The organism is uncultured Pseudoteredinibacter sp. (assembly GCF_947500695.1).
Lineage (GTDB): Bacteria > Pseudomonadota > Gammaproteobacteria > Pseudomonadales > Cellvibrionaceae > Pseudoteredinibacter.
Genome location: NZ_CANMSS010000005.1, coordinates 285,514 through 307,357, shown reverse-complemented (window position 1 = coordinate 307,357; position 21,844 = coordinate 285,514). Strand labels below are relative to the sequence as shown.

18 protein-coding genes and 1 pseudogene are annotated in these 21,844 nt (G+C 44.8%); 13 read left to right on the top strand and 6 right to left on the bottom strand.

Going from position 1 to position 21,844, the window contains the following annotated elements; genetic code table 11:
* The first annotated feature begins 179 nt into the window (after positions 1-179).
* Positions 180-617, top strand: a complete 438-nt coding sequence (locus tag Q1A08_RS11950) for a YtoQ family protein (RefSeq protein ID WP_299773153.1) — start codon at positions 180-182, stop codon at positions 615-617.
* Between the two features lie 79 nt (positions 618-696).
* Here Q1A08_RS11950 and Q1A08_RS11945 read toward each other — a convergent pair whose 3' ends face one another.
* On the bottom strand, positions 697-1,254 hold the full coding sequence (locus tag Q1A08_RS11945; RefSeq protein WP_299773151.1) for a DUF6691 family protein: 558 nt from the start codon (positions 1,252-1,254) through the stop codon (positions 697-699).
* Positions 1,255-1,266: 12 nt separating this feature from the next.
* Positions 1,267-1,845, bottom strand: a pseudogene (locus Q1A08_RS11940) (YeeE/YedE thiosulfate transporter family protein); the annotation flags it as partial.
* Positions 1,846-2,136: 291 nt separating this feature from the next.
* On the opposite strand from Q1A08_RS11940, the gene Q1A08_RS11935 reads away from it, so the two are divergent.
* The 7 genes from Q1A08_RS11935 (at position 2,137) to Q1A08_RS11905 (ending at position 10,013) form a co-directional block, all read left to right on the top strand.
* The gene (locus tag Q1A08_RS11935; RefSeq protein ID WP_299773149.1) at positions 2,137-3,876 is read left to right on the top strand and encodes a hypothetical protein; all 1,740 of its coding nucleotides are present in this window, start codon (positions 2,137-2,139) and stop codon (positions 3,874-3,876) included.
* 3 nt (positions 3,877-3,879) lie between these two features.
* A complete protein-coding gene (locus tag Q1A08_RS11930; protein ID WP_299773147.1) occupies positions 3,880-4,611 on the top strand; it encodes an OmpA family protein in 732 nt (243 codons plus the stop codon).
* Positions 4,612-4,756: 145 nt separating this feature from the next.
* Complete coding sequence (locus Q1A08_RS11925) at positions 4,757-6,472, top strand: amidohydrolase (RefSeq protein WP_299773145.1); 1,716 nt, start codon at positions 4,757-4,759, stop codon at positions 6,470-6,472.
* Between the two features lie 416 nt (positions 6,473-6,888).
* Positions 6,889-7,548 (top strand): DUF4253 domain-containing protein, encoded by a 660-nt coding sequence (locus Q1A08_RS11920; RefSeq protein ID WP_299773143.1) that lies wholly within the window; start codon positions 6,889-6,891, stop codon positions 7,546-7,548.
* A 254-nt stretch (positions 7,549-7,802) separates the two neighbouring features.
* Positions 7,803-8,141 carry a zinc ribbon domain-containing protein YjdM gene (locus Q1A08_RS11915; RefSeq protein ID WP_299773141.1) on the top strand — a complete coding sequence of 113 codons (339 nt, stop codon included), beginning with the start codon at positions 7,803-7,805 and terminating at the stop codon, positions 8,139-8,141.
* Between the two features lie 41 nt (positions 8,142-8,182).
* Positions 8,183-8,929, top strand: coding sequence for an alpha/beta hydrolase (locus Q1A08_RS11910; protein ID WP_299773139.1), 747 nt, complete (start codon positions 8,183-8,185; stop codon positions 8,927-8,929).
* An 85-nt stretch (positions 8,930-9,014) separates the two neighbouring features.
* Complete coding sequence (locus Q1A08_RS11905) at positions 9,015-10,013, top strand: AraC family transcriptional regulator (protein ID WP_299773137.1); 999 nt, start codon at positions 9,015-9,017, stop codon at positions 10,011-10,013.
* A 416-nt stretch (positions 10,014-10,429) separates the two neighbouring features.
* Here Q1A08_RS11905 and Q1A08_RS11900 read toward each other — a convergent pair whose 3' ends face one another.
* The 4 genes from Q1A08_RS11900 to Q1A08_RS11885 form a co-directional block, all read right to left on the bottom strand.
* Positions 10,430-11,614, bottom strand: a complete 1,185-nt coding sequence (locus Q1A08_RS11900) for a Xaa-Pro peptidase family protein (RefSeq protein ID WP_299773134.1) — start codon at positions 11,612-11,614, stop codon at positions 10,430-10,432.
* 148 nt (positions 11,615-11,762) lie between these two features.
* Complete coding sequence (locus Q1A08_RS11895; protein ID WP_299773132.1) at positions 11,763-12,935, bottom strand: saccharopine dehydrogenase NADP-binding domain-containing protein; 1,173 nt, start codon at positions 12,933-12,935, stop codon at positions 11,763-11,765.
* Positions 12,936-13,087: 152 nt separating this feature from the next.
* Complete coding sequence (locus Q1A08_RS11890; protein ID WP_299773130.1) at positions 13,088-13,771, bottom strand: hypothetical protein; 684 nt, start codon at positions 13,769-13,771, stop codon at positions 13,088-13,090.
* A gap of 321 nt (positions 13,772-14,092) precedes the next feature.
* A complete protein-coding gene (locus tag Q1A08_RS11885; protein ID WP_299773128.1) occupies positions 14,093-15,994 on the bottom strand; it encodes a sodium:proton antiporter in 1,902 nt (633 codons plus the stop codon).
* 538 nt (positions 15,995-16,532) lie between these two features.
* Here Q1A08_RS11885 and Q1A08_RS11880 point away from each other — a divergent pair.
* The 5 genes from Q1A08_RS11880 to Q1A08_RS11860 all read left to right on the top strand — a co-directional run bounded on the left by Q1A08_RS11880 (position 16,533) and on the right by Q1A08_RS11860 (position 21,690).
* A protein-coding gene (locus tag Q1A08_RS11880) for an IS3 family transposase (protein ID WP_299773126.1) occupies positions 16,533-17,689 on the top strand; the annotation gives its coding sequence in 2 pieces (ribosomal slippage) (positions 16,533-16,791 and positions 16,791-17,689; 1,158 coding nt in all).
* A gap of 76 nt (positions 17,690-17,765) precedes the next feature.
* Complete coding sequence (locus Q1A08_RS11875) at positions 17,766-18,068, top strand: hypothetical protein (protein WP_299773124.1); 303 nt, start codon at positions 17,766-17,768, stop codon at positions 18,066-18,068.
* Positions 18,069-18,186: 118 nt separating this feature from the next.
* Positions 18,187-19,362 (top strand): Swt1 family HEPN domain-containing protein, encoded by a 1,176-nt coding sequence (locus Q1A08_RS11870; protein WP_299773122.1) that lies wholly within the window; start codon positions 18,187-18,189, stop codon positions 19,360-19,362.
* A gap of 129 nt (positions 19,363-19,491) precedes the next feature.
* Positions 19,492-20,583, top strand: a complete 1,092-nt coding sequence (locus Q1A08_RS11865; protein ID WP_299773120.1) for a ParA family protein — start codon at positions 19,492-19,494, stop codon at positions 20,581-20,583.
* Positions 20,584-20,667: 84 nt separating this feature from the next.
* Entirely contained in the window at positions 20,668-21,690 is a 1,023-nt protein-coding gene (locus Q1A08_RS11860) for a DUF2806 domain-containing protein (RefSeq protein ID WP_299773118.1), read from the top strand.
* Positions 21,691-21,844: the final 154 nt, after the last annotated feature.

Sequence of the window (21,844 nt, the reverse complement as noted above, 5' to 3'; positions counted from 1 at the left end):
CCTGCTTTTATGACACTTAATAGGGGAAATAGTGACAGCAGCAGGGCTGCGTGCCGCTAAAATAGCTGCCAGCCTGGCAATTAGGCGCCAAAGCTTACGATATTCCTGTGCTTTCCTATAAAATACACCGCCTTAGCAATACAGCAATAAACAAATACAACAACTACAGGAATTTACCCATGTGGACCGTGTACCTATCTGGAGAAATCCATACCGATTGGCGTGATCAGATTAAAGCTGGCGCCCAAAAGCTAGGTTTGGATATTGAATTCACCTCGGCAAATACTGACCATGACAGCAGCGACGCCGCTGGCGACCACCTGGGCGAAGAAGATAAGCAGTTTTGGCGTGACCATAAATCAGCCAAGGTAAATGCCATGCGCATTAAAAGCTTGATCGAACAAGCCGACTTTGCAGTGATTCGCTTTGGCGATAAATACAAGCAGTGGAACGCCGCTTTTGATGCGGGCTACTGCGCCGCCTTAGATGTGCCCTATATCACCCTACACGATGAGAATATTATCCACCCACTGAAGGAAGTGGATGCTTCAGCGATGGCTTGGGCACAAACCCCAGCTCAGGTTGTGGAAACCTTGCGCTACATTACTCAAAAATAATTTAAGCAATTATCGGGGTCAGATCCTATAGGATCTGACCCCAGTTGAAATTCGGCACGAAGTTTTTTATAAAATTATCTTAAGCGGCTACTCGGCGCGGCAATAGCGCAGCCAATACAACAAACGCCGCTGCAAAAACACCGGCAATTAAAATCGGCGAAATATCGCTTATCAAACTGGCATATTTTTCAGAGCCCGCCAAGGTAACCTTGCCACCGGCTATTTTTTCAAAAAGCCAGGTGTCTGCGATTTTTTCATAAACCAAGGTATAGATCAGCGCACCAAACAAACCGCCTAAAACGTAAACTACCGCATCGCGCTTTCCTTCCCCCAAAGCCGCAACACCTGTACCAGGGCAGTAGCCTGCAATGGCCCAACCTAAACCTAACAACAAGCCACCGATTAACACACCGTAATAAGCACTTTTAACCGACATATGCCCCGCATCAATTAAACCCAATTGCATACCGGAAAATAAAGCGAAAGAGCTTACTCCGATGGCAAACAAAATGGTTTTCGCTAAACGAAGATCCTTTAAAGTCAGCATTCCCCTGATTACTTTAGAATCCGTCGCACCCACTCTTTGCAATACAAAACCGAACAAAGCCCCCAAAACAACCGCTAATAAAATAGTCATGATGCCTCCTAATTAAATGGATTGTTCTTCACGGCCGTACAACAAAATAGCTGTCGGCACGGCGGCGGCAAACGCTGCTAGAGCAAATAAATAACCGCTTAAGGAAGTTTGCATCATTCCACTCATCATATGGCCGCTAGTACAGCCCCCCGCTAAGCGGGCACCAAACAATACAATCGCACCACCAATAAACGCCATGGCGTAGCGCTGAGATGCTGGGCGCTGAGTTAACGCACAGCTGCTTAAAGTTTCTACTTTTGCGCCACTTTCGCTTTTGCAAAATCGGCTGCCTAGAAAAGCACCACCAATCATCGCCAATACAAAAATAAAGCCATAATTAATTGGGTTCTCAATAGCCGCTGCGTATTTACCACCGCTTTTATTGAGATACGCATTAGAGCTGGCTATACCATGTTTATTGTCTTGGGAGCTTTGCAGTAACTCACTATCAAATAGCGACCAAATCACACCATCTGCAATAACAAACTGAGTAGACACACCAATAGGCTTCACCAAAGTAACCGCCAATAAAAAGCAGCAGGCCAATGCCAAGCCGCCCCCAAACCAGGACCAATAGGATTGCATAGAAACCTCACGAAAAGATGGACTTAATTAACGAACTTTTAAATTAGATATTGTTAATATACAATATTCCTGCTTATTAGGTCAAAGTGCTAGCGACTACTGGCTAAGTGAAAACTTTGGCCTAAACTTATTGCCATAGCAGCTAAGTCAGCCTAGTTTTGTTGCCTATGCAGCAATAATGCCCTCAAGCCAGTGGCTTCAATCCATAGAAGTCTTGCTATGAAAGGTCTGAACAGGCATAGTGCGGCAGATATAAATTATTCTTATAAGCAGTGACTTGGCCAATAAGGAGAGTCGATGTTTTCCAAGCCTATTGAAGCACTGATCGCTAATTCGGGCGCATTGGCCATCACCGAGGCCTTTATCATTATGATGCTGGCCGCCTTTATCTATGCGGCTTATGCAAAACGCATGGATAAATCGCCAGCGTTTTGTAACTACACCCCTACTTTGCTGACATCCCTAGGCATCTTGGGTACCTTCTGCGGTATCGTGGCAGGCCTTCTCGGTTTTAATATTTCCGATATTGATGGCAGTATTGATATGCTGCTGCAGGGCATGAAAACGGCCTTTACCACCAGCCTCGTGGGTATGGGCTTATCCATTGTTTTCAAAAGTCTTATTGCCAGTGGTTTACTCAGCCCACCCAAGACCGAGGAAGATATCCCCAGCGAAGAGCTGATTGGCATTGAAGATCTATATCAGGTCATGCGCGAGCAACGCGATGGCGTTGTTGGCCTGCAATCTGCCATTGCTGGCGAGCATCAAAGTAGCCTAAACGGACAGATTCAGGCACTTCGATCCGAATCTAAGCTGAATATTCAGGCCGCACAAAAAGAATCCAAGCATCAGCAAGTGGCCTTCCAAGCTTTCCAGAAAAACCTATGGTTAAAGCTCGACGCCTTTGCCTTAAATTTGTCGCAAGCCGCAGCCGAACAAATGGCCAAAGCTCAGCAGACAGTGATTCGCGATTTTAATCAAAATTTCAGCGAGCAATTTGGTAGCAACTTCGCACATTTAAATAGCGCCGTTCAAGAGATGGTGGAGTGGCAAAATAACTACCGCGATCAGCTAGCCGATATGCGCAGCAACTATGATCAGAGCGTGCAGGCAATTAGCCAAACCGAAAATGCGCTCGCCAATATCAACGACCAAACCCAGCAAATTGGCAATAACTTGGCCAGCTGGCAATCTATTATGGAAGTTAACCAGCACCAAATTCAGGAGCTGGAGCGCCATTTAGAAGCCTTCGCCCATATGCGCGAAGAAGCCTCGCAAGCTGTTCCGGATATGCAGCAACATATCAAAGACACCTTAAGTAGTGTACAAGCCGCAAGCGAACAACTCGGCAAAGGCCTACAAGAAAGTGGCGAGCATATGCTGCAAAGCATTGCTGAAGGCAGCAAGGCTATGCAGCAATCTTTGCAGGATAATACCGAGCATTTACACAGCGCCCTACAGAGCAGTGCAGAAAAAATTAACGCCAGTGGCCAGGCCATGCTAGATAGCGGCGATGCTCTTAAAGAAACAGGTAATATGCTGCGTGATAGCAGCAAGGCCCAGCGAGAAAGCTTGCAGCAAAGCTTAGAAAGTGGCCAAGAGCAAATGATGTCGGCCTTTGCTGAAAGCAGCCAGGCACTCAATAAGGCCGCCGAGGCCATTAGCCAAAGCCAAATCGACAATAACAAATTACTGCAAGAGCTAGCGCAGAGCATTCGCGAACAAAGCGACGGTCACTATGAAGCCTTACAGGAAAGCCAAGAGAAGCTGAAACAACAGTTTGAAGACTTAGGTAAAGATATTGGCTTAGAAAGCCAAGAGTTTGCCGAGCAGATCCGAGAGAGCGGCAACGCCCTTATGCGAGTGGCCGGCCGTAGCCGAGAGGCTTTCGATAACGATATGCAAAGCATGGTTGAGCGCGTCAGTGATAGCATGCAGCAGATGTCTGCCCAGCATGCTGAAGAATCCCTGAAAATCGTTGAGCTACATATCAAGCTAACTCAAGATTTGCATCGCATTTTGACCCACGCGAACTAAACCATGAGCGATCCGATTCTAAAACTTGCCCACAGTCAGCGCCAGCAATCCCAATCCTTAGAGCAGGAAAAGGATCATTGGCTGACGGTGTCGGATCTTATGGCGGGCTTAATGGTGGTCTTTCTGTTTATCGCGGTAGCATTAATGCGCGATGCTATGGTAGAGCGCGATAAAATCAAACAGGTCGCCATCGCCTATCGCGAAAACCAGTTAGAGATTTATCAGGCTCTCCTAAAAGAGTTCGGCCCAAACCTTGCCACCTGGAATGCCGAGATTGATAAAGATACCCTTACGTTTATCTTCAATTCTTCAGAAACACTGTTTAACGACGGCGAAACCGAACTGAGCCCGAGTTACCAATCGCTCTTAGAGAACTTCTTTCCGCGTTACATGAAGGTACTGGAGCACTTCTCAGATTCCATCAATGAAGTACGCATTGAGGGCCATACCAGTAGTATCTGGAACGAGAACACGAGTGATACCGAAGCGTACTTTTTAAATATGGAACTCTCGCAAGAGCGAACTCGTTCAGTACTCGACTATGTGTATCAACTGCCATCGGTGAACCCTTATCGTAGCTGGATAAAGGGGCATATCGCCGCCGTAGGTTATTCTTCATCCCACCCAATCACCAATCGCTTTGGTCAAGAAGATTTAGATCGCTCCCGCCGAGTGACCTTTCGGGTTATGACCAATGCCGAAACCAAAATTCAACAAATTTTAGATGTGGACTGACATTCACCAGCGCCCCACTAAAGTGAAGCTTTTGGCGTAAATTCGCAACAACTTTTATCTCTAAATAATTGCTTGCTTTGTGCGTCTCCCCTATTCTTTATCAACTGTATTTTTTAACAATAATGACAAATAAAAGGGGCCTACAATGTCGCCTTATCCAAAAACCATTAGCACACTCATTGCCGCTCTCAGCGCGGGCCTGATTGCCCATAGCGCACAGAGCGATACCATTTACCATGGCGGCCCAATACTCAGCATGGTAGATGATGCGCCCTTTCTTGATGCGGTCTTAGTTAGGGGCGATAAAATCGAGCAAACTGGTAGGCTGGCCGAGCTGGAAGTTAACTGCCAAACGCCCTGCCAAAAGATAGATTTGCAGGGGCGTAGCTTATTGCCTGGGTTTATTGATGCCCATGGCCACTACACCATGACTCTGGATTTTTTAGCCTATAAAAATGTCGCCTCACCTCCGGTCGGCCCGGTTAAAAATATTGCAGCGCTTATCAAGCAGATGCAGCAACAAAGCCAGAGCAGTAGCAAAGGCGGCGGTGAGCATTGGATTTTAGGAGCGGGTTATGACGATTCCTTGCTGGCCGAAAAACGCCACCCTACCCGCCAAGATTTAGATAAAGTCAGTACCACACAGCCGGTATTTATCCGCCATGTTTCTGGTCACTTAGGTGTTTGTAATAGTCGCTGTTTGGAGCTCGCGGGCATTACGGCCGATTCGAAAAACCCAGAAGGTGGTGTATTTAGGCGTGAAGCTGGCAGCCAGCAACCTAATGGCGTGTTAGAAGAAACGGCCCTGGATGCTATTCATTCGGTTTTTCCGGAACAAGGGCTAGAAGAGCAGCTCGCTCGAATACCAGAGCTTGATAAATACTATGCGCAATACGGAATCACTACGGTACAAGATGGCGCAACCTCCAATACTGGCTTGGCACTGCTACAGCAAGCATCTCAAAAACAATTGCTAAGCCTTGATGTGATTAGCTACCCGTATACAGCTTGGGCAGATTTTTCGAAATACACGCCATCGGCTGGCGCTAAGCAGCCTTATCAGAATCATTTTCGTAACGCTGGGGTAAAGCTGGTTTTAGATGGTTCACCGCAAGGTAAAACCGCTTGGTTGTCGGCGCCCTATCATCACCCTCCACATGGCCAAGGCGAAGATTACCAGGGCTATCCGATTCTTACGGATGCGCAATTAGAAAAACAGTTAACTGAGTTTTTCAATAAGGGCTGGCAGGTTCTTGCCCACTGTAATGGTGATGCCGCGGCAGAGCAGCTTATTCAGGTGATGAGTAAGCTTAAAAAGAAAGGTGTCCATTTAGACCGTACTGTGATGATCCACGCTCAAACCGTACGTGATGATCAGTTATCACGTATGAAGGAGCTCGGTATTATTCCTTCTTTCTTTGTTGCCCACACTTATTTTTGGGGCGATTGGCACCGTGATTCGGTTTTGGGTTTAGATCGGGCTAAACGTATTAGTCCTTTAATTAGTGCTAAGCGCCAAGACATTAAGTACACCATTCACAATGATACGCCTATTGTTCCACCTAATATGCCTTTGCTGTTGTGGACGGCGGCAAATCGCGAAACTCGCAGCGGTAAAACTCTTGGGCAAGATCAACGCGCTAATATTAAGGATGCTCTTAAGGCAATTACTATTAATGCGGCGTATCAGCATTATGAAGAGGATTCTAAGGGGAGTATTGAGGCGGGTAAGTTGGCGGACTTGGTGATTCTTGATCGTAATCCTTTGATGATTCCTCCTCAGCAGTTGAAGGATATTGAAGTGCTGGAGACGATTAAGGGTGGTAAGACGGTGTATAAGCGAAGCCCTAATACGCAGTGATCGTCATTTATTAGTATGGGTAAAATCGGACCGTTTTTAGCCCCCAAAGAAGCTGCCCTGGAACACGCTCAAGCCATCCAGGGCGCTCGGGTCGCGATTGGATTCGCACCGTCCAGGTGCTCAGCCTTCGGCCAAGCCCTAATTTTCTCCCGTGAAATTAGTCATGTCGCTTTACGGTTCCTGGTCAGCTTCTTTGGGGGCTAAAAACTACATAACATTATCGCCAACATCGGATTCTATCGAAGCAGAACTGATTTACCCACAAAAACTACCCTTGGCCTCTTATATTTCAAGCACGAGCTCCCCAAAAAACCTTCCCGGCTAAGGGCACTTCTCTACACAAACCTCGCCTATTTATAGCAAACAGTTTGGAATATAATCTGTTACTTTGAGAATTCCAGTAAAGCGAGGTCCATGTGGAATTTCTAAGTTTAAACACCCAGACTGCCTTTGCGCAGGCGGTTGAGTCTATTCATTCAGATAAACGTCTTATTGTTTGCGGCTCTGAAGAGGACAAGCAATATATTGATGAGGCGATGGAGTTGAATGATAGTTCTCCAGATGAAATCCTCGCCAGTATGCAAAATGTGGATGTGCAGGCTTGGTTCGACGCTCGCAAGCAGGAACTGTGTGAAGAAGATAATGCCTTTTTAGATGAGGCCATTGGTGAATGGCCTGGCGAGATTCTTGAGAAGCCTGGCTTTAGCTTGGCTTTTGATATGCTAAGTGGCCAGCCCCATAAAAGCTTAGTCGGTGCTCTTATCGAGACCGACAATGCATGGAAGGTTCCCGCGTTTTTTGGCTTTGGTGGCTGGAATGATTGCCCTATGCCGGAAGTTCACTGTGCCATTTGGAAATATTGGCAAGAAAAATATGGCGCTCATATTGTCGCTGTTAGCAATGATATTATCGAAGCTCATATTGAAAACCCGCCAACAACGCAAGAAGAAGCTATGGCATTAGCCGTGGAGCAATACCTATACTGTGCGGATATCGTGGATCAAGGTGTAGAGACAGTAGCCAATCTTGCGGCGTTATTGATGAATAATCACTGCTGGTATTTTTGGTGGGATTAAGAGATATCGTCAATTAGTATTCGGAGAACATCTCGACTTAAAAGCCAGCTGATAAATTAAAATCAAACAAAATAATTATACTATGGGGCTATATGCCCCAATATTGCGACCCAAAGGGTTCAACAATCTTATTATGAGCTTGTTACAGCGAATACTCCCTGTAACAAACTCGTAAACCAACAATCAATTGCTTCTCGCCTTTAAGCCATAAAGGCATTACCATTGCGCTTTTAGCCTGTAGAAGAAGTAACCTTATGTCTTGCCCACCTTGCCCAAAATGCAACTCTGAGTACGTGTACCAAGATCAAAGCCAAATGATCTGCCCAGAGTGTGCCTATGAGTGGAACCCCGAAGAAGAGGCCGCAGCGGCCGAAGCCGCCGCCATTAAAGATATCAACGGTGCCGTCCTACAAGCGGGCGATAAGGTTACCTTCATTAAAGACTTGAAGGTGAAAGGCAGCTCGCAGGTATTAAAAATCGGCACCAAAGCCTTAATTCGTCGTATTGTTGAAGGCAAGGACCATGAGCTGGATTGCAAGATCATTGGCGGTGGTGAAATGATGATTACGTCTAAATTTGTTAAAAAGGCCTAACTCAATAGAAGCTGCTTAAACTTAAAAATGGCAAGAAGTTTATGATTAAACGACTAACATCCTTTCTTCTTGCCCTTACCACCTCCTTAGGCGCTTTTGCTGCCTCAGCAAACGACCCACCAGTCAACAGCAAGGCAGAATGCGTTATCTTACTGCATGGCCTTGCTCGTAGCAGTAGCTCTATGGAGAAACTGGGCTTAGCTTTGCATAAAGAAGGCTATCACGTTGTAAACCAGGGCTACCCTTCAAGACAGGCCGCTATCGAAAGTCTTAGTCAAAAGGCAATTAGTACAGCCTTAGAGCGCTGTCCCCAATCATATAAAGTTAACTTTGTTACCCATTCGATGGGTGGAATTTTAGTCCGCCAGTATTTGCAGGAAAACGTCATAAACGAACTAAAACGAGTCGTTATGTTGGGGCCACCAAACCAAGGCAGTGAAGTTGTCGATAAGCTCAGAAACGTACCAGGGTTTCACTTTATAAATGGTGATGCCGGTTTACAACTTGGAACTGGGGCTCTTAGCGTTCCTAAGCAGCTTGGGAAGGCCAATTTCGAACTGGGTATTATCGCTGGGAACAAGAGTATTAACCTAATTTTATCCAGTCTCATTCCAGAGACCGATGATGGCAAGGTTTCCGTTAGAAATACCAAGCTTGAAGGTATGAAGGACCATATCGAAATGCCAGTAACTCACCCATTTATGATGAAAAACTCATCAGTTATCAAGCAAGTCATTCAGTTTCTAGATAAAGGCCATTTCGAAAAACATCCTACCCAACAGCAATAAGAAAGGAAGCAAAGCAATACCTTCTTGTTGCCCGCCAATAAGCCCAGTATAGTCTTTAGCAATTAGGCTAAAGTAGAAAGCTGCAGTGACGATCGATAATGACAATGCAAAGCCCACTGTTATCTCAATAAGTGCTCAGGAGCTTTTTGATATTTCAAAGGCAGAAGATAATTCTCTGATCCCGGTACACCTTATGGGGCACAGTGAATTTGCGAGTTTGATTGATGGCGAGTATTGGATAGCAAAATATCGTGATATTGGTTTGGTCGGTATCCGCAATCTTACGATTAAAGAGTCGTTTATTAATTGCAATCAAATCGCCAACTTATTGAGCTTCGAGTATTTGCTATCTGGCGGCAGCGATATGGAGCTTAACCGGCAAACACTACACCATGATGGAGCGCCTAAACTCTACGCGGCCAGCTACTTAAAGCAAGGAACTCAAACTCGTATTCATCGTAAAGGGGATGTCATAAAAGGGGTGGGCCTCTGGCTTGATCCCCAAAAGCTTACTGAATATCTAAAGCCCGAGTTCGATAAGTTGCCCCCAATCCTTCAGGAATTACTAAGTGCTCGAAGCGCTAGAGTATTCAGCATGAGCCTAGAAAGAGAGCTCAGCGAAATATTGGATGCTACAGTGCAGCACCCTTTCGTAGACCATAGCGCCAAACTCTATCTAGAAGCAAAGCTTACCGAATTGCTTTGCCACAGTTTTAAGAGCTTTTATGCGCTTGAATCTGGCATAGATCACAGTATGCGCCTTAGCCAACACAAAAGCCGAGCTATCGCTGCAATTATCAACCACATAAACTGCAATCTTGCTGCACCAAGTAGTATTGATGAGCTGGCCGCGCAGGTTGGCTTAAGCCGAAGTAATCTACTGAATAGCTTTAAAGAAAGCTGCGGCATGAGCTATTCTGAGTATGTATTACAACAAAGAATGTTAGCCGCAAGAAACTTAATAAAAAATAGCCCAAACAGTATTATTGATATCAGCCTGGCCGTTGGCTATAAGGATCAATCCGCATTCGGGCGGGCCTATAAACGATACTTTTCTTGCACGCCTAGGCAAGAAAGACATTAACGAGAAAGGAAATAAAACAGACTTAGCTTTGTCTGGGAAAGTGCCCCTTAATTAACTGTCGCCATAAGAAATAGCTGCACAACAAAGCGAAGAAATTAAGACTAATCGCCATTACAAAAGCAGCGGCAGACGCATACCCTTCAAGCCCACTAAGTGAAAACTCTAATAGGTGTTTTATTACACCGGAATAGCCTAAGAGCAAGCAGTAAACAGGGAGAAGCCAAATGAACTGTATAGGCTTAAAGCGCCCCAACAACAATAATGCCGGCATCAGTGATACAAATAGCAGACCTATTAATGGCTGAGAAAGGCTAAGCGCCGGCAACCCCCAATATACCCTTAGTATGCTCAGCAAGTTGTAAGTCGTTGCGCTAAGCCACCATAGCAACAAGAGCTTTTCCAAAAATAGCAATCGCTTAAATAGCAATGCATAGGCTCTCTAGTATTTCCGGTGCTTGGGTCATTTTTTGATAAGAAGATTCGGTGACCAATACCGTATCCGAGAACCGAAACCCTCCCAAGCCTGGTATATAGATACCGGGTTCAATACTGAAAATCATATTTGCTTCTATCTTATGTTGGTAACCCTCTGCTAAAAACGGTGCTTCATGATCAGTTACACCAAAACTGTGCCCAGTTCTGTGCAATAGATAATCGCCGTAACCTAAATCTCGTAAGCGCTGATTTACTTTGGCATCCAACTCAGACATACACTGCCCTGGCCTTAATAACTCATAGGCCAGCTCTCTGGCTTCCAACATTGCTGCAAAAGGCTTTTTGGCAGCCTCTGGCACTTGCCCTAAAAAGAAAGTTCTTTCTAGCTCAGCCCCATAACCATTGGCACTGCCCTGAACAATAGTGACATTGGGCCCACCTTCGGCCAAGGTAGCAAAGATCTCACTAAAATTATGAGGGTCGCCCGAAAGCACACCGGGCTGGGTAACGGCATTAAATTTACTATTTATCAAATTACTCGTAGGGTTCTCCAGCAATAATTTTTGCATAAGCTGGGAAGAGACTTCTTTATGAATAAGCACTGGCAGCTGACCTGGCGCGGCCATTTCCAATAGAGTTTTATGCCCCTCGGTCAATAGATCGCAGCAATATTGAATACGCTGAATCTCGAATGCTGATTTAATTTGGCGAAGCTGATCCACCATATCGCTTTGCACAGCTTGACCGGGAATACTGCGATAAACCTCTAAAGGGCAAAGGCTCTCTACGGCGACTCGATGATGATCGTCAATATAATCAGCTATACGACCAAACCAGTTGTGACCTACAGGGGCAGGAAACTCCAGATATTCTGCAAAATCCAACTCAACAACTGAGCGAGATTTTACATGCTCTCTTTCTAGCTTGGGCATCACAAAGATTGGCCGGCCGCTCGCAGGAATTATTAAGATAAAGGGCCGCTCGTGTATAAAATTTGCGAAGTTTGTTAAATAAAAAATATTGTCTGGATCGTGACAGAGATAAAAATCGAAACCATGGCGCAGGAGCTCGGCTTGCAACTTATTAATTCGATTTTGTACTTCTTCCGTCGGCGGATGCTGACTATGGGCTTGATTGGGTGTGGATTCGTTACTGTTAGGGCTCATAGGCTTATCCTCTTTTTAATCAAGGATAAGCCTTATGAAACCGCTAAACTCTGCAGCTCAAGCAAATTTTTGTGCCGCAGAGTTTAAACTAAGAAATAACTGCCTAGCATTGTATGCTAGTACTTCTTAGGTCTGGTTAGGTCTGGGCTTACTCCATCGTAAACGTTAAACCCGCATTTGCCTGCAGACGATCAATCAGCAAGCTGCCCATTGCGGCTGCCGGCGTCCAAATACCGCCACTGGCCGCTTCTGGGTTTTTCAGCAAACATACGGCGCTTTCAGAAATCATCTTACAGGTAGAGCCATAGCCTGGGTCTTTATCACCTTTAACGCTTGCCATTAGCTGATCGCCAGCAGCATTGCTGCCAACAAACAAAACATCGTAAAAGCCGTTTTCACGCTCTTCTTTACTTGGGCCTTCACCCGGCTTTTTAGGATCGTTCGCCATAGATTTGTCTTCGGCAATAGCCTTGGCCATTGCTTCGCCATTATCACCAGGGCCGGTAAGCATCATTTCATCGTAGGTGAAATCTTCACCATATTGATGCCCCATTAAGAAATTGGAACGATGAATGTTCTTGGTATTAATGGTGGCCATTACAAAGGGGGCCGACCAGCTTTGTAGATCATCTTCATAGATGGGCGCCATGCCATGGGGCTGCTCTGGGCCATTAAAGCTGCCGGTTAAGGAGAACGGATTCATTAGTACATTCACCAACTTTGGATCTTTAGCCGCTGCCGCCATGGTGGCTTTGAAGCTCGCTAGTGTACCGCCAGAAAATGTGCCATTCATCGCTCTTACACGGCCCTTAACACGTGGCAATGGCGCCGAAAGCTTATCTTGGGCAGCCTGCTGAAGAAAGTGCACGCCCAAATCAAAAGGTACTGAGTCGAAGCCGCAGGAGAACACGATACGGGCACCGCTGGCTTTGGCGGTTTCTTGGTGGGCGGCAATCATTTCATGCATCCAGCCAGGCTCGCCACATAAGTCCACATAGTCCGTGCCGGCTTCGGCACAAGCTTGCACTAGATCGTTGCCGTAAAGCTGATACGGGCCAACAGTCGTCAATACTACCTGGGTGCGAGCCGCCATATCCTTGATGCTTTCGGGATCACCGGCATCGGCTACCAGCATGGGGACATTATCGGGAATCCCCATTTCATCGCGCACAGCAATAAGCTTATCCTCGCTGCGGCCAGCCATCGCCCAGTTGACCTCGCCTGCTACACCATACTGCTGATTTAGGTATTCACACACCAATCGCCCGGTATAGCCTGTGGCGCCATAAACAACTATGCCAAATTCTCTGTTCTCAGCCATTTTATTCTCTCTCTTTGCCGATAATGATTGCGATCGCAAAATCGCTTAAAGAGATATTAGGATAATCTAGCAGCTTTGATAATGGTGGTAAGTGACAGAGATGGCGTCGTCTGCCCGATTGGACATTAAACGCCTATATCGTGGGCTGTTAACTAGGCTTTAAGCCTTCTGTTAACAAAAACTAAAAGGGAGACAAGCAACATAAACAGCATAGGTATTGGTAACGCGGGTACAGGCCTCGCAAATGCTTCAATAGCATCTAGCTCCATTAAACGCACCTCCGAGAAGCTGCCCGATGAAGCCTGTATCGTCTCTAAGCGCCAGTTTTGACTACTTATGTTACGTGGCAATAAGACAGTTAAATCCAACTGCCCAGCGATAGTTGCAACATTGCCTGCCTGCGATGAATAATTGGGAGAAATAGCTTCATCGTACACTACCGTTTCGTATGACCCATTATCATCTAGATCCGCCAATAAGCGAAAGTTCGACATTGCTCGACGAACCCCAACACCGAAGTCACTACCCGCAAATAACCTAAAGCCGCCAATTGATACTCGACTGGAAGTTCTAAACTCAATAAAACTACTACCAGCAAAGCCAGCAGCTCTCATCAGAGTGTGACCGCCTTCAAATGTCCCTGTTGGACTGAAAGTACTCTCGGGCGCTGCAAAGGCATCAGAATTAGTGACAACCGTTCCTTGGCTTAGGTCAAAGAGATCCGAGGAAACGGTATTGGGATTACCATCAGCAAGACTATATGCCGAGAAGAAAAGCGTGATTACTGTTGATTTCAATACAAGAACTTTTCTGAGTCGCTGCCAGAAATAATACATGTTATTGCATCCTTCAATGGATAAATTAATAGAGTGAATTGCTTGGTTTAACAACAGGCCCAAGTAGCTTATTGGCCACTTACTATTTTACTGTCTTTATAGGTAATTCAGGTTTACAAAATATGACATTCACTTGTTAATTTTGGAGTTTGCATTTTATAGCTGCCAAATAGTACGCCACTTTTGACTCATGTCAGCGAATAGTGGGTATAGAAGATATAGAGGATATAGAGGTAGAGGGTACAGATAGAAACTTAGACAGTACTCGGAAGGTAGCAAGGCAGCCCCAGTAACGATAGGGCAACCCTGCTAAAAGATTGATCAGATCTGGTCAAAGCCAGGAAGGCTGGCTTGTTCTTCAGCAACTGGCTTTTTGCTTTGCTTTTTCTTCTTTTTCTCTAACTGCTTTTCTTGCTTTTTAACGGCCTCTTGGGCATCGGCTTCGGCCAAGGCTAAGATCGTGGTGCCGGCATCAGGCTTTAGCTCGTCAGCTACCAAAAACGGTTTAGCCTTGCCCTTGCTATCCAACATAAACAAAGGGGTTCGCTTATCTTGGTAGTCCGCTTGGTACATTTCCCAACTGTACTCTTCGGTAATATTGGTGCTTTTGATCTCGGCGCCTTTATTCATTTTGTTAGCGAGATCATAATAGCTAATTTCCTCGCCAAACAATTTATGGCCTTGGTAGCTATCGGCAAATTGATGCTTCTCAAAGCTGTTCATATCTCTTACAGACATCAAGCTGTAGATTCTCTCACTGCCAAAATCTGCTCTAAAATGCACGGCTGATATCGCATTAAGATGAGCCTGTCTTGAGATAGCCAATAGATTTCCAATACCACTTAAATCTAAATAGGTTTCAGCGTGATCGGAAACCGGGTTGCCATAGAAGGTTTCCAAACCCTCCATTCTAGCTTGGCGAATATCGTTCCAGTTGGAATCTACCAGCAAGCAAGGAATATCATGGCGCTGAAACTCTTTCGCCAGAGCGCGAGAGAAAGCATTTGCCCCCACCACAAGGAAGCCACGTGCACTTGGCTCGGCAACCCCAAGCCAGCTGGCCAATATACGTGAGGTGCTGCTTTGCAATACCACCGTACCGATGATCATAAAGAAGGTCATGGGCACTAGTAAGGCGGCCTCTTGAAAACCAGCGGCCAGTAAACGATCGGCAAAAATAGCGGAAATAGCCGCCGCCACAATACCCCGTGGTGCAATCCAGGCTAATAGACCACGCTCTGGCCAGCTGACATCCAAGCCCCAGGTACTAACCAATATCTTTAATGGCCGCGCAACAAACTGCAAAACCAATAGCAGCATCAATGCTGGCCAGAAAATGTCCGCCAGCTGCTGCAAGTCGATACGAGCCGCCAAAAGGATAAACAGCATAGAGATCAACAACAGGCTCAAATGCTCTTTAAAGTTCAGGATGGGGTGAATATCCAAATCCGATTTATTGGCCAGCCACATGCCCATTACAGTAACTGCAATTAAGCCCGATTCATGGACAACGGCATTGGAGCCGCTAAATGCGATCAAGACCAAACTTAGAGTGGCAATGTTTTGCAGATATTCTGGGATAAGGTTTTTGCTTAGCAGTAGGCCCAATACAATGCCAGCGGCAATACCAATTGCAGTACCGGCGGCTACGGCCTCCAAAAATAACAATAAAACATGGCTGGCAGGAAGATTGTTGACACTGGCGAGAATAAATTCAAAGGTAATAACCGCCATCAGGGCGCCAACGGGGTCAATGGCTATGCCTTCCCAGCGCAAAATATTGGCAATTTTTGCTGTCGGCCTTACCGCCCGAAGCATTGGCACAATAACAGTTGGGCCAGTCACAATAACGATGGCCCCGAACAATGCACTGACTTGCCAACTGAATTCAAAAATCAGATGAGTAGCAACCGCCACCACAACCCAAGTAACCAGTGCACCCACCGTAATCATGCGCCGAACCACCCTATCGACGCCCTGAATCTCTTTTAAATTTAAGGTTAAGCTGCCTTCAAAAAGAATAATTGCGACGGACATGGAAACCATGGGCATTAATAAATCGCCCAGCATAGCATCTGGATTGACCCATCCGCTCACCGGCCCTGCAATCAAACCACTCAATAATAGGAACAAGATAGCAGGCAGCTTTACCCGCCAAGCCAACCACTGGCAAAGCATGGCGACAACGAGCACTAAAGCAAGAGTGAGTTCCAAGTGAGGCATCGGGTATCCTTATGGTGTTTTTCTGCAAGCATAACAGCATAAGCCATAGTTAGCCCTAGGACACACTGAAGAATGGCCACGAATATAAAGATAAAAAGCAAAATGAGACCCAATATTTGATGCTTTAGGCGCCAAGCCTGTTGAGCTTGATATGATTTTACAAATGCTTGTAAAAGTGCTGAGAAAGCAATAAATTAGGACTTTAGACAAAGGAATGCAGCTAGGTATTGAAACGGACACCCTCCTATTATTTCTGATATCCCCGAATTATTAAGAAGCGTCCGCTTTTTGGTTTTATTTATACCGGCGTGTTGAATAAACTGTTATAGGTCACACATGAATCAGCTTCTTTTTTTATCTCTAGCTCTTATGCTAAGTGGTTGTGTAGGTACTGCCACTGTTGTTTCGTGTGGAGTAAATTCGAGCCAACACCCAGAAAAAGAAGTATATCGCTTAGTTATCTCCTTGTAGTGGCACACTAAATTTGGCCACCTGATAAGAGGTGATATGATCATCTCATATACAACGCAGGTGTCCAATGAGCAAACGAACAAGACCAACCTTTAGCCCCGAATTCAGACTTGAGGCTGCCCAACTGGTAGTAGACCAAGGCCGTAGTGTCAGAGAAGCGGCTGATGCAATGGGTGTGGGTAAATCAACAATGGATAAGTGGGTGCGCCAACTTCGCGAAGAGCGTGAAGGAAAAGCGCCTTTAGGCACGCCAATGACCCCAGATCAACAGCGTATTCGCGAGCTGGAGAAACAGCTCAGGAGGGTCGAAGAAGAAAAAGAGATATTAAAAAAGGCTACAGCTCTCTTGATGTCGGACTCGATGAGAGGTTCTCGTTAATCGACAAACTCAAAGAGAGCCACGCAGTAACTTTGATTTGCGAAGTCTTCGATATACACCGAAGCAGTTACAAATACTGGAGCAAGCGGTCGCGACAGTTGTCGCCAGAGCAGATTGATCTAAACGGTCAAATAAAAGCGGCATTTGAAGAGAGCAACGGCTCAGCAGGCGCTAGAACCATTGCAGATATTGTAACGGCCAGAGGCACGAATTTAAGCCGCTACAGAGCTAACAGGCTAATGAAAAAGCTTGAGTTGGTCAGCAGCCAGACACCTGTGCATAAGTACAAGAAGTCAAGCCAAGAGCACATCGCAATACCTAACAAGCTAGATCGTCAGTTTGATGTATCTAAGCCCAACCAAGTCTGGTGTGGTGATGTGACTTACATCTGGACTGGTCGGCGGTGGGCATACTTAGCAGTAGTGTTAGATTTATTTGCGCGAAAGCCAATTGGCTGGGCAATGTCGTTATCGCCAGACAGTGCGTTAACGTCTCAGGCTTTAAGCATGGCATTTGAGTCTCGCGGAAAACCTAAGGGGCTAATGTTTCACTCGGATCAAGGGAGTCACTACGCCAGCCGAAGGTTCCGGCAGCAACTGTGGCGCTACCAAATTACTCAGAGCATGAGTCGTCGAGGCAACTGCTGGGACAACGCCCCGATGGAGAGATTCTTTAGGAGTTTGAAAACCGAGTGGGTACCAGCACTTGGCTATCGAAGTTTTACAGAGGCAAAATATGCAGTGACAGATTATCTTGTTGGCTACTACAGTCAGACAAGGCCGCATCGACATAACCGTGGTTTAAGTCCAAACACTGCTGAGCAGTTGTACTGGGCTGGCTACTAAACCGTGGCCAGATTTACTTGACCACTACACCTCCACTGTAGTCACGGAGCGAGGCGAGGCATCGAAATCAATTCCTATGCGGTGTATTTATAAGGAAAGGCGATGCGGTGGTGGAGATTGGTACTTTAAATGGAATGAGATACGAGAAAAGGAGTTAACGTTTAGTTTAGAAAACGGGAAGTCGCTAACTGTAGAACCTCCTAACTGCACAATGGCTCTTGAGTATCTCGGTAAAGACTACCCATATGGTAATTCGTTTATTTCATACGATAGTCAAAAGTTAAGCATCTCAAATCAAGAAATGGCACAGTCGGCAGCCAGCGCTATATTGGGCGTGCGACTACTCAGCCTTAAAGTTACTGAGCATGAGCGAGACTAAAACCTATACAAGCCGCAGCAATCGCTCCCACTGGTCGCCGGGACAGCCAAAACGCTGCGCTTATTTGTCTGCCCCTGTGCGGGGCGTATGAATTTATTCATAATTAAGGTGTAATCTGATGGAGTGGAAAAAAGCACAAGTCAAAGATAATAATTCAGTTGAGATACCCGAACGTTGGCTACACCTATATTATTATGAAGCTTTAAATGTTCTTTTTCGGTTCGAAAACTCATTAAGGGTTTTTGTATACACTGTATTAAAAGAAGAACTGAAGGGAAAGTGGCAAGAAACTGCAATTTCAGGTGGTTGCATAAAAAGCGAAACTAAAAAAAGAATAAAGCAAAGCGATGAATATGGATACTTAGGGCATGAAATAACGTCTCCGATGCTATTTTTAAATAGTGGAGAACTTATTGATATTATTGTATCTGACGCCTACTGGAGATATTTTGCGAAGTACTTCAAAGCTAGTAAATCTATTGTAGTCACAAAGCTGAAAGAAATAGGAACTGTTAGAAACTCGCTAGCTCACTTTAGGCCTATCAAAGAAGATGATATTGATCTTATAAAACAAAACACTAAGCATGTGCTTATGGAAGTTGAAAAAGCACTGGTAAAGATCACATCTATTAGCGCGTTAGTTCCCACAAATAGTGATGAACCTTGGTACGTAAAATTAAAAGCATTAGGAAGTGAAAATATAACCTTATCCCTGTTTTATTGTGAAGATGAAAACTGGGTTCGTTTATCGTTTTCGTACAAAATTCCGACCTTACTAAAAAACAAAGTAACTGAAGAGTTTTATACCTATAAAGTCGGGAACTTAAGAACAGTTGAAGTTTTACGCAACTTTCAGGTCGTAAAAGATAATTGTATTTATATAGCTGACTCGTATATTTTTGGCCGACTTGATTCAGAACTTGATGTCGCATCAAGTAAAGAGTTTAATGTGGTTTTATCAAAACGTACATTAACTGATAACCTTGACGCTTTAGAAAGCGCGATTCGCGATATTATTACAAAAGTTGATGAAGAAACAGAATTGTTAAAATCGGATAGTTTAGCACGGGGAACCTTGGTGGAGCCTAAGCATGCAAGTGCATCGGTTAGAACAGGGCATAACAATCATCGCTACTGGCAAGTAACATTAGATACTTTAAAGTCTGATTCAACGAAAGTTTCCGAGGTTGAATACTGGGGGATTAGGGGGAATCATGTTACGGACTTTGTGTCCGCAACTCAGCAGTACCCATGGATGCCTTCAAGCATTTCTGATGAAGAGTTACCGTTCTAAAAGTTCCAACAAGTTGCTTTAACGGACAAAAAATAGCTTTTGCTCGTTCCTCGCTATTTTAGCCAACAATTTTGTTGCCGCTTAGCCAGGTGTTAGCTTTTTAATTCAAATTACATACAAGGGAATATAATGGATATAGATAAAATTATAGCTAGGCAGTCTGCCTATTATGAGCGGGACGCAAAGGAGTGGGCAAATTCGAGTTATGCCAGTATGTACCCTGAGATGTCGGATTTGTTGAATTTAGGCTTACCTAAACATAATCGCTATGGCGTTTGTAACTTAAGAGGCGGTATTGGCAAGTCTACCTTGACCTTTAATCTTGCATATGATGCCGAATGTGTACTCGCTGTTGATACTTGCCCTCAAGGAAATTCTACAAGCTTTTTTACCCAGGGCCGACGAGCGACAGGCACAACGATATATGATGCCTTACTCCCATACCTTTTGCCTAGAATGGCATTCCCTTCTAATATCGCTCAAGACGTGGAGTCTAAAAATTCATATTTCCAAGGTAGAGGAGCTTACTTCGTTCCTTCTTCACCCAATCTGTATGAATTTCCATCTATCATGGAATCAGCTTTATCCCAAGCAAGAGGGATTCCTGGTGAAGCTGATCGAGCGGTTTCTCAAATTTTAAACTCATTTCGAGATTTACTAGATAGAGAAACAAAGAAAATTGGCACTGATAGAGTACTTATCGATACATCTCCATTTTTTTCTGGTGCAACTCACTTGTCTTGGCATGCTGTTGATTCACTAATTGTTCCAGTACGAACAGATCAGCAATCAGTAGACTCCCTTTCTCTGCTAATTTCATTGCTCAAAGATACAAGCCGGTCATTTTTAAGAAGTCAGGAAGGTCTTAGCCTCCATAGTCCAAAAATACAAATGGTGGTTGTTACACATTGCGGTTGGTCTACTAGTCCAGGAGCCCGGAATGAACCTAATAATCAGACAAAAATATACTTAGAAAAGGTTAAGCAGGTGATCCAATCAAACATAGATTGCTTCACCACCGAAGACCCAGACAACCACATTGTTCCACTTGATGATTTCTTAGGTTCAGGTCGAATCGCTTCAGCAAAGCAAATTCCAATAAAGTGCCTTAATCCTCAGCAAAGCTTCATGATTGGAGATCAGCGGGTCACAGTTAATAGTTCAATCGAGAAGTGTCAGAAACAGCTTTCATTTATTAGTCAAAACCTGTGGGAGCAGTAGGCGCTGACAATTCAAAGAATAGGATGCTTCACACCTATACTTGAGGCGTTATAGCCATTAGCCTCGTTCACAAATGGAAAGATGATGTTAGGCGAAAAATTACTCATTAAATTATGGGAAACACTAGTAAAAGATGGAGTTGGGTCTTTAGCGTCACCATGGCAAATAAAAAGGGAAGGTAAAGCACATGCTGAGGTTCGCCGTGATGAAATGCTTATGCTAGCGCAGGCTGAAGTGGAAGTTAAGAATATTAAACAAGGAAGAAAGCAACTATTACCCGATGGTAAATTGATAGAAGCTAACCAAGTTACTTCGGAAAATGGTGAAGTGGATTATTTAGGTAGGTTAGAGCCAACGCTCAATCTTGATGGTTTTACAAGTAAGATAGAAAGTCAAAAAAAATCCAACGAAATACAACAAGAAATCAACATCAACAAAACGATATGTTTAGCTGAGGAAGAGATTTTAAGATCTAAACAAGAACCTTTAGAGAAGGAGGTTGATTCCGATTGGCTGCATCGCTGGCGTGAAAACGCCAAAAATACAAGTAACGATGAGTTACGTCAGCTGTGGGCTAGAACGCTCGCAGGTGAAGTAAAATCCCCTGGGACATACTCATTAAGAACACTTGAATTTATTAAAAATCTTTCCCAAGAAGAAGCTACAGCAATCTCTAAGCTTGGCCAATTTGTTATTGGCAGGTCAATATTTAAAGTTCCAACCCTTGAGAAAGAAGGGATAAATTTTAGCTTTCTTCTACAGATGGATGACTTGGGTATTGTCAACGGTGTTCAGGGTGGCCAGGTGAGCGGTTTAGAATTAAGTATACCAAGCAGGGAACAGAATAAATACTCTAACGAATTAATTAATAGGAATCGAATTTTGTTAGTTGAAGCTGACGACGCTAACAAAAAGCTATCTTTAGGTTGCTATCAAATATCTAAAATTGGAGCTGAGGTTCTTTCGTTGGGAGACTTTAGTGCAAGCGAAATTTATATGAGGGAGCTAGGAGAGCAGATTAAAAGAAAAGGCTTTGAGGTGAAAATCGCTCTATGGGTGCAAACTCATGCCGACTATGGGCAGTACTTCAATGCTGAAGAAATATAAAGGCTATAGCAAACGCATGTTGCCGGACTGGTTTTCCTGCGCCCCAAACCAGCCGCAAATGCAGACGTTATAGCTTCCTATGTATCGCGAAACCGAAGAAAGAATCAATGAAGGCCTTAGCCCGCCTTCAAGGATTCTATTGGGTCTTCTTGCC